10 protein-coding genes are annotated in these 7,347 nt (G+C 70.5%); 9 read left to right on the forward strand and 1 reads right to left on the reverse strand.

Going from position 1 to position 7,347, the window contains the following annotated elements:
* The 9 genes from FOE67_RS11040 to FOE67_RS11080 form a co-directional block, all read left to right on the forward strand.
* Positions 1-1,474: peptide MFS transporter (locus FOE67_RS11040; RefSeq protein WP_182663089.1), on the forward strand; the 1,474-nt coding region annotated here is incomplete at its 5' end.
* Between the two features lie 97 nt (positions 1,475-1,571).
* Positions 1,572-1,892, forward strand: a complete 321-nt coding sequence (locus tag FOE67_RS11045) for a TcmI family type II polyketide cyclase (protein WP_182663091.1) — start codon at positions 1,572-1,574, stop codon at positions 1,890-1,892.
* A 50-nt stretch (positions 1,893-1,942) separates the two neighbouring features.
* A complete protein-coding gene (locus FOE67_RS11050) occupies positions 1,943-2,365 on the forward strand; it encodes a cupin domain-containing protein (protein ID WP_182663093.1) in 423 nt (140 codons plus the stop codon).
* Complete coding sequence (locus FOE67_RS11055; protein WP_182663095.1) at positions 2,365-3,627, forward strand: beta-ketoacyl-[acyl-carrier-protein] synthase family protein; 1,263 nt, start codon at positions 2,365-2,367, stop codon at positions 3,625-3,627. The genes FOE67_RS11050 and FOE67_RS11055 overlap by 1 nt, the downstream gene beginning before the upstream one ends.
* A complete protein-coding gene (locus FOE67_RS11060; protein ID WP_182663097.1) occupies positions 3,624-4,835 on the forward strand; it encodes a ketosynthase chain-length factor in 1,212 nt (403 codons plus the stop codon). The genes FOE67_RS11055 and FOE67_RS11060 overlap by 4 nt, the downstream gene beginning before the upstream one ends.
* 123 nt (positions 4,836-4,958) lie before the next feature.
* Entirely contained in the window at positions 4,959-5,213 is a 255-nt protein-coding gene (locus FOE67_RS11065) for an acyl carrier protein (RefSeq protein ID WP_182663099.1), read from the forward strand.
* A gap of 1 nt (position 5,214) precedes the next feature.
* The gene (locus FOE67_RS11070; RefSeq protein ID WP_182663101.1) at positions 5,215-5,694 is read left to right on the forward strand and encodes an SRPBCC family protein; all 480 of its coding nucleotides are present in this window, start codon (positions 5,215-5,217) and stop codon (positions 5,692-5,694) included.
* Complete coding sequence (locus FOE67_RS11075) at positions 5,691-6,032, forward strand: antibiotic biosynthesis monooxygenase family protein (RefSeq protein ID WP_323384706.1); 342 nt, start codon at positions 5,691-5,693, stop codon at positions 6,030-6,032. Before FOE67_RS11070 ends, FOE67_RS11075 begins: the two co-directional genes overlap by 4 nt.
* Positions 6,029-6,463 (forward strand): SCP2 sterol-binding domain-containing protein, encoded by a 435-nt coding sequence (locus FOE67_RS11080; protein WP_182605768.1) that lies wholly within the window; start codon positions 6,029-6,031, stop codon positions 6,461-6,463. Before FOE67_RS11075 ends, FOE67_RS11080 begins: the two co-directional genes overlap by 4 nt.
* Positions 6,464-6,536: 73 nt before the next feature.
* Here FOE67_RS11080 and FOE67_RS11085 read toward each other — a convergent pair whose 3' ends face one another.
* Complete coding sequence (locus FOE67_RS11085; protein WP_182663103.1) at positions 6,537-7,274, reverse strand: SchA/CurD-like domain-containing protein; 738 nt, start codon at positions 7,272-7,274, stop codon at positions 6,537-6,539.
* Positions 7,275-7,347 lie beyond the last annotated feature (73 nt).

Genomic DNA, 7,347 nt, shown 5'->3' on the forward strand with positions numbered 1-7,347 from the left:
CACAACCGCCCCCGACCTCCCGCCCTCCCCGCCGGACGGCGCCGGACAGTCGGTCTGGTCGATGTTCCGCGAGCGCTGGTTCAGCACCCTGTTCCTCACCGACATGTGGGAACGCTTCAGCTTCTACGGCATGCAGGCCCTGCTGTTCCTCTACGCCACCGCGCCCGCCTCCCGGGGCGGCCTGGGCATGTCCGACGGCACCGCGGCGGCGCTCTTCGGCCTCTACATCTCGGCCTCGTTCCTGGCCGCCATGCCGGGTGGCTGGTTGGGCGACCGGGTACTGGGCACCTACCGGGCGATGCTGTACGGCGCGCTGATCATCGCCGCCGGCCACTACTGCATGGCTTTCCCCACCGAACAGGCTTTCTTCACCGGCCTCTTCCTGGTCGCCTGTGGCACCGGGCTGCTCAAACCGAACCTGCCGGTGATGTTCGACCAGATGAAACCCGGGGCCGACAGCGGTCAGCGGCAGGCGGCGTTCTCCCTGTTCTACATGAGCATCCAGGTGAGCGCCCTGCTGGGGCCGCTGGTGACGGGTCTGCTGGGTGAACACGTCGACTGGCACCTGGGCTTCGGCGCGGCCGCGGTGGGCATGACCTTCGGGGTCCTGCAGTACGTCCGCGGGGCCCCCTCCCTGCGCGGTGCCCGGACGGGACCCGGTCGTCCGCTGTCCCCGGCGGCGAGGAGCCTGCTGGTTCGCCGGGCCGGGGTGGGCGCGGTCGTCCTGGTGGCGCTGTACGCGACCGTGACGGCGATCGGCGGACTGCCGTTGCGCCCGGTGCTGGCCCTGTGCGGACTGGCCTGCCTGGTGATACCGATCCACTACTTCCGTCGGATGCTGCGCACCGAAGCCCTGGACACCGCGCAACGGTCCCGGGTCCGGGGTTACGTGCGGGTGTTCGTCCCCTCGGTGCTGTTCTGGGCGATGTACGGCCAGCTGGGGTCGGTGTTCAGTCTCTTCGCCAGGGAGCACACCGAGCGGGACGTGGCCGGTTTCACGGTGCCGGCCAGTTGGTTCCAATCGGCCCACCCCTTGTTCCTGTTGGCGCTCGCCCCGCTGTTCGCCTGGCTGTGGTTGCGAGTGGGCCGCCGGCTCCCCACGGGACGGAAGTTCGCGGTGGGCCTGGTCTGCGCGGCCCTCGGTTTCGCGGTGCTGGCCGCCGGGGCCCGGCTGGTGGAGAACGGTGGTGCGCCGGTGTCCCCGTTCTGGCTGTTGGCCGCCTTCCTCTTCATGACCTGCGGGGAGCTGGTCTTCGGCCCGGTCGGGTTGAGCACCACGGCGGAATCCAGCCCCGAGGGACACGGCAGTCGAATGATGGGGCTGTTCTACCTGGGGGCCGCCCTGGGTGCGGGGCTGGGCGGGCAGTTGGCCCAGTTGGTGGAAGTGGTGCCGCTGTGGACCTACCTGGCCGGTTTCGCGGTCGCCGCCGTGCTCATGGGGCTGGTCCCCGCCGGCCGGAGGGCCCCGCTGTGATGTCGAGCCGGTCTGGACACCGTCTCCAGCCGTCCACCGCAGCATCGGGGAGGAAACGGCCCTCCCCGCTTCCGACCCGTTCCGTGAAGGAGTTGCCATGTCACATCGCACCCTCATCGTCGCGCGGATGAATCATGACGACGCGGAGAAGGTGGCGGACATCTTCGCCGAGTCCGACGCCACCGAACTGCCGCACATGATCGGGGTGCGGCGGCGCACCCTCTTCCGCTTCCACGGCCTGTACTTCCACCTGGTGGAGGCCGAGCGGGGCATCAACGAGAACCTCTACCGCTCCCGCAGCCACCCTCTCTACCAGGACATCAACACCCGGCTCGCGCAGTACATGACCCCCTACGACCCGGCGTGGCGGGAACCGAAGGACTCCATGGCCGAGCCCTTCTACAGCTGGACGCCCTGACGCCCGCACCCCCACTTCCCGGCCCTTCCGTCCTCTCCCGTGGAGCCCTCATGCAGACCACCGGTCTCACGAAGATCACCGTCGACGACGTGCCACCGAACCGCAAGCGCGGGGGTGACCTGCGCGTCCTGCTCAGTCCGAAGACCTGCGGCGCGACCTCCGGCTTCAGCGGAGTGGGCACGCTGGAGCCCGGCGAGTTCGTCTCCGAGCACTACCACCCGTACTCCGAGGAGTTCTTCTTCGTCATCCGCGGCTCGATCCTGCTGCGGGTGGACGACCGGGAGATCGTCCTGGAGCCGGGGGAGGCGTTCATGGTGCCGATAGGCGTGCGGCACCGCATCGAGAACCCGGGTGACGAACAGGCGTTCGTCGCCTTCTTCCTGAGCCCCCTGGCGCCGCGTCCCGAACTCGGTCACGTCGACTGCGAGCCGCTGCCCGGCGAGGGCACGCTGCCCGAGGTGGGAGGCGCGTGATGAAGCGTGCCGTGATCACCGGCATCGGGGTGGTGGCACCGGGACAACCGGGCCGGGAGGCGTTCTGGGAAATGATCGTCAAGGGGCGCACGGCCACCCGGCGCATCACCCTTTTCGACCCGAGCCGGTTCCGCAGCCGCATAGGCGCCGAGTGCGACTTCGACCCGGAGGCTGCCGGCCTGTCCTACCGGGAGATCCGCCGCACCGACCGCGCCGGACAGTTCGCCCTGGTGGCGGCCCGGGAGGCGATCGCCGACAGCGGTTTCGACCCGGTGGCGGGCGATCCGGGCCGGGTGGGGGTGAGCATCGGCAACGGGGTCGGCAACGCCATCTCCATGGAACAGGAGTACCGCACGGTCAGCGACAACGGCCGCACCTGGCTGGTCGACCCCGGCTACATGAAGCCGCACCTCTACTCGTACGTCATGTCGAGTTCGCTCGCCACCGAGGTGGCCTGGGCCACCGGCGCCGAGGGACCGACCACGGTGGTCAGCTCCGGCTGTTGCGCGGGCATCGACGCCGTGGGCTACGCCGTGGACCTCATCCGCGAGGGCTCGGCCGAGGTGATGGTGGCGGGCGCGACCGACGCCCCCATCTACCCGATCACCGTGGCCTGCTTCGACACCCTGCGCGCCTCCTCCACCAGCAACGACGACCCGGAGCACGCCTGTCGTCCCTTCGACCGGCGACGCAACGGACTGGTGTTGGGCGAGGGTTCCGCGGTCTTCGTGATCGAGGAGCTGGAGCACGCCCGGCGGCGCGGCGCCCGCGTCTACTGCGAGGTCGCGGGCTACTCGGCCCGCGCCAACGGCTACCACATGACCGGTCTGCGTCCGGACGGCCGGGAGATGGGCGAGGCGATCACCGCAGCACTCGACGAGGCGCGGATCAACCCCGAGGAGATCGACTACGCCAACGCCCACGGCTCCGGCACCAAGCAGAACGATCGGCACGAAACCGCGGCGTACAAGAGGAGCCTGGGCGAGCACGCCTACCGCGTCCCGGTCAGCTCGATCAAGTCGATGGTGGGGCACTCGCTCGGCTCGATCGGTTCGATCGAGATCGCGGCCAGCGCCCTGGCCATCGACCGGGGGGTCGTGCCCCCCACCGCGAACTACGAGGAACCGGACCCCGAGTGTGACCTGGACTATGTCCCGGGAACCGCCCGGGAGGCCGAACTGGACGTGGTGTTGAGCGTCGGCAGCGGCTTCGGCGGATTCCAGAGCGCCGTGGTGCTCACATCGCCGAGGAGGATCGCATGAGCGCCCCCGTCTTCACCGGTATCGGTGTCATCGCCCCCAACGGGCTGGACCGCGAGGCGTGGTGGCAGGCCACTCTGGACGGCAAGTCCGGCCTGGACCGGATCAGCCGGTTCGACCCCACCGGCTATCCGGTGCGGGTGGCCGGCGAGACCGTGGGGTTCGACCCCGCGGACCACGCGCCGGCCCGCCTGGTCCGGGAGACCGACGCCATGACCCGGTACGCGTTCGCCGCCGCCAACGAGGCGCTGGCCGACGCGGCGATCGACACCGATGCCTTCTCCGACCTGGAGATGGCCGTCATCACCGCCAATTCCTCGGGCGGCGTGGAGTTCGGCCAACGGGAACTGCAGAAGCTGTACTCCGAGGGGCCGCAGGCCGTGGGCGCCTACATGTCCATCGCCTGGTTCTACGCGGCGACCACCGGTCAGTTGTCCATCCGGCACGGGATGCGGGGCCCCTGCGGTGTGCTCTGCTCGGAACAGGCCGGAGGCCTGGACGTGCTCGCCCAGGCGCGGCGGGTCCTGGCCCGGGGGACCCGGTTGGTGATGTCCGGCGGCACCGACGCCTCCCTCTCCCCCTACGGGCTGACCTGCCAACTCTCCAACGGTCGGCTGAGCACCGAGCCGCTTCCGGAACGCGCCTTCCTCCCCTTCGACCGCGCGGCGGGCGGCTACGTGCCCGGGGAGGGCGGAGCCATCCTGATGATGGAGAACCGGGAGGACGCGGCCGCTCGCGGCCTCGACCGCCCCTACGGGGAGCTGGCCGGCTACGCGGCCACCTTCGATCCGCGCCCCGGCAGCGGGCGGCCACCGGCCCTGCGCCGTGCCGTGGAGTTGGCGCTCGCGGACGCGGGCGTCGCGCCGGAGGAGGTCGACCTGGTTCTCGCCGACGGACACGGCGTGCCGGAGTTGGACCGTCGGGAGGCCGAGGCGATCACCGCGGTGCTCGGAGCCGGCCGGGTACCGGTGACGGTGCCCAAGACCATGACCGGACGCCTGTACGCGGGCGGTGCCCCACTGGACGTGGCCGCGGCGCTGCTGGCCCTGCGCGACGGGGTGATCCCCCCGACGGTGAACGTACGACCGGATCCCGCCCACGGGCTGGACCTCGTGGTCGGTCGGCCGCGCGAGACGGAACTGCGCACGGTCCTCGTCCTGGCCCGCGGCTACGGCGGCTTCAACGCCGCGGTGGTCATCCGATCCCTCTGACCGGTTCCGGCGGCCCCCTCACGGGGCCCCGGGCCCTCGAAACCCCGCGCCCGCTCCCGGGCCGGGGGCCGAAACGGGGGCGGCCACCACGCCCGTCCCGACCACCCAGAAGGAGAGAACATCATGAGCGGTATCACCTTCGGCGATTTCAAGGCCATCATGAGCCGGTGCGCCGGCGAGCTGGACGGCCGGGAGCTCACCGAGGACGACCTGGACACGGCCTTCACCGACATCGGGTACGACTCGCTGGCGGTGCTGGAGATCGCCAGTCAGATCCAGCGGGAGTACGGCCTTCAGATCCCCGACGAGGCGATCGAGGAGATGGCGACCCCCGGGGACGTCATCGGTTATGTCAACCGGCACCTGGCGGCGGTGTGACATGGCCTCCACCGACAATCGCATCGTCATCAACGCCCCGATGGACCTGGTCTGGGACATGACCAACGATGTCGAGTCCTGGCCGCGGCTGTTCTCGGAATACTCCCGGGCGGAGATCCTGGGCCGGGACGGGGACACGATCCGGTTCCGGCTCACCATGCGCCCCGACGAGAACGGCGTGGAGTGGAGCTGGGTCTCCGAGCGCACTCCGGACCCGGTCACCCGCACCGTCCGGGCACGTCGCATCGAGACCGGTCCCTTCACCCACATGAATCTGCACTGGAGTTACACCGAGACCGACGACGGCGTGGAGATGCGCTGGCGCCAGGAGTTCACCGTCCGGCCGGGACTGCCCTTCGGCGACCCGGAGATGACCGAGCGGCTGAACACCAACACCCGTCGGGAGATGGCCCGGATCAAGGAGCTGGTCGAGCGGGCCGCCGCCGACCGCACCGCCGGGCGGACGGCGGCCGGTCGGTGAGCGCAGGGCTGAGGGTGCTGCTGCGGATCGACGTCGTCGAGGGCAGGGAGGCGGAGTTCGAGGAGCTGTGGCGGGCCCACGCGAAGCACGTCCACACGCTCCCCGACAACCACGGCCAGCAGTTGCTGCGGTCCCGGGGCGAGCGGGGGCGCTACGTGGTGCTGACGGACTGGACGGACGAGCCGACCTTCCGCGCCTTCGAACGGAGCGAGGAGCAGCAGGCGTACCTGCGGCACCTGTGGCCGCTCCGCGCGGACGGCGAGATGCGGCTCCTGGAACCGATGGACGAGATGACCCCGGCCGTATCGGCCGGAACCCGATCACTGGAGGATCGATGACCGTGCAGCAGGAAGAGGTCGCCGAGCTGATCGAGCTGGTCGAGTCGACCCCCTCGAAGCAGCTGGAAGAAGTGGTGCGGCAGCGCGAGGGCGGCCTCGACGCCGCCCTGGAGCTGATCTTCGACCTGTTGGTGTCGGAGTTCAACCCGCGGAAGGCGAAGGACCAGAAGGGCACCTTCCAGTTCGAGATCGCCTCCTCGGAGGGGACCAAGCTCCACTTCGTCCACGTGGAGGCGGGAACCTGCCGGACGGACAAGGGGCGCAGCGAGGACCCGGACATCACCATCGGGATCAAGTTCCCCGACATGCTGGCGATGGGTGTCGGCAAGCTGCCCGGCGCCAAGGCGTTCCTGACCGGCAAGCTGAAGCTGCGCGGGAGCCCTCTGATGGGCACCAAGCTGGGCGAGTGGTTCGACCACCCCGAGACCTGACACACCGGTACGACGGCGGAGCCGCCGCCGGGCTCGTCGCCCGGCGGCGGCTCCGCCGTCGTACCGCTTCCGCTCAGCCGACGCCGAGGACCGACATGTGCGAGACCGAGAGCATCGCCCGCTCGTGGACGGTCGCCAGGTAGGCGTCCGCGTCGGCCGGGGGCCCGGACTCCTCCAGGTGGGGGGCGAGCCACCGCTCGGCGTCGGCCCTCCAGCACCGCTCGGTCAGGTAGCGCACCACGTCATAGGGATGACCGTCGTACTGCACCACCCGCACCAGCGTGTCCGAGTGCAGGAACAGCGCCGTGCGGACGATGGTCGGGTGCTCCGCCGAGAGCGCCAGGGAGGGGCCGGGGGCCGGGGCCCCGGCGGCGGCCAGCTCGGCCCCCGCCCCGGGACGCAGGGGGTGGCGCAGGGCCACGGTGCCCGCGGCGGGGCGGTCGTCCGGGCTGTCCTGCTCCAGGACGGTCATCAGGCTCCGGTGGAAGTGCTCGCGGAACCCCTCCGGGGTCGTGGTGTCCCGCTCCTCGGCCAGGAAGGGTTCCAGCGCCCGTTCGGCCTCGTGCACCCCTTCCTGCACCGACATGTGTTCGGCGATCCGGTCGGCGGGAACCCCGTCGTGGTGGATGACCCGCACCAACACGTCGTCGCGGACGAAGACCCCGGTGCCCAGGAGCATGCCGAGGGTTCCCCCGTCGGCGTCCCTGATCACCGGCGAGTCCACGCGCCGGAAGGTGTGCGGGGAGAAGATCTCGCCCAGTCGGTCCTCGTGACCGGGGCGGACCCGATAGGTGATGGCGTCCAGTGGCATGTGTCCTCCTGAGGTGTCGCTCCGACGTGGAAGCGCGGTGGGGTGTCGGGTACGGGGCTGTCTCTTATACACA

The organism is Streptomyces calidiresistens (assembly GCF_014141525.1).
GTDB classification, from domain to species: Bacteria; Actinomycetota; Actinomycetes; order Streptomycetales; family Streptomycetaceae; genus Streptomyces; species Streptomyces calidiresistens.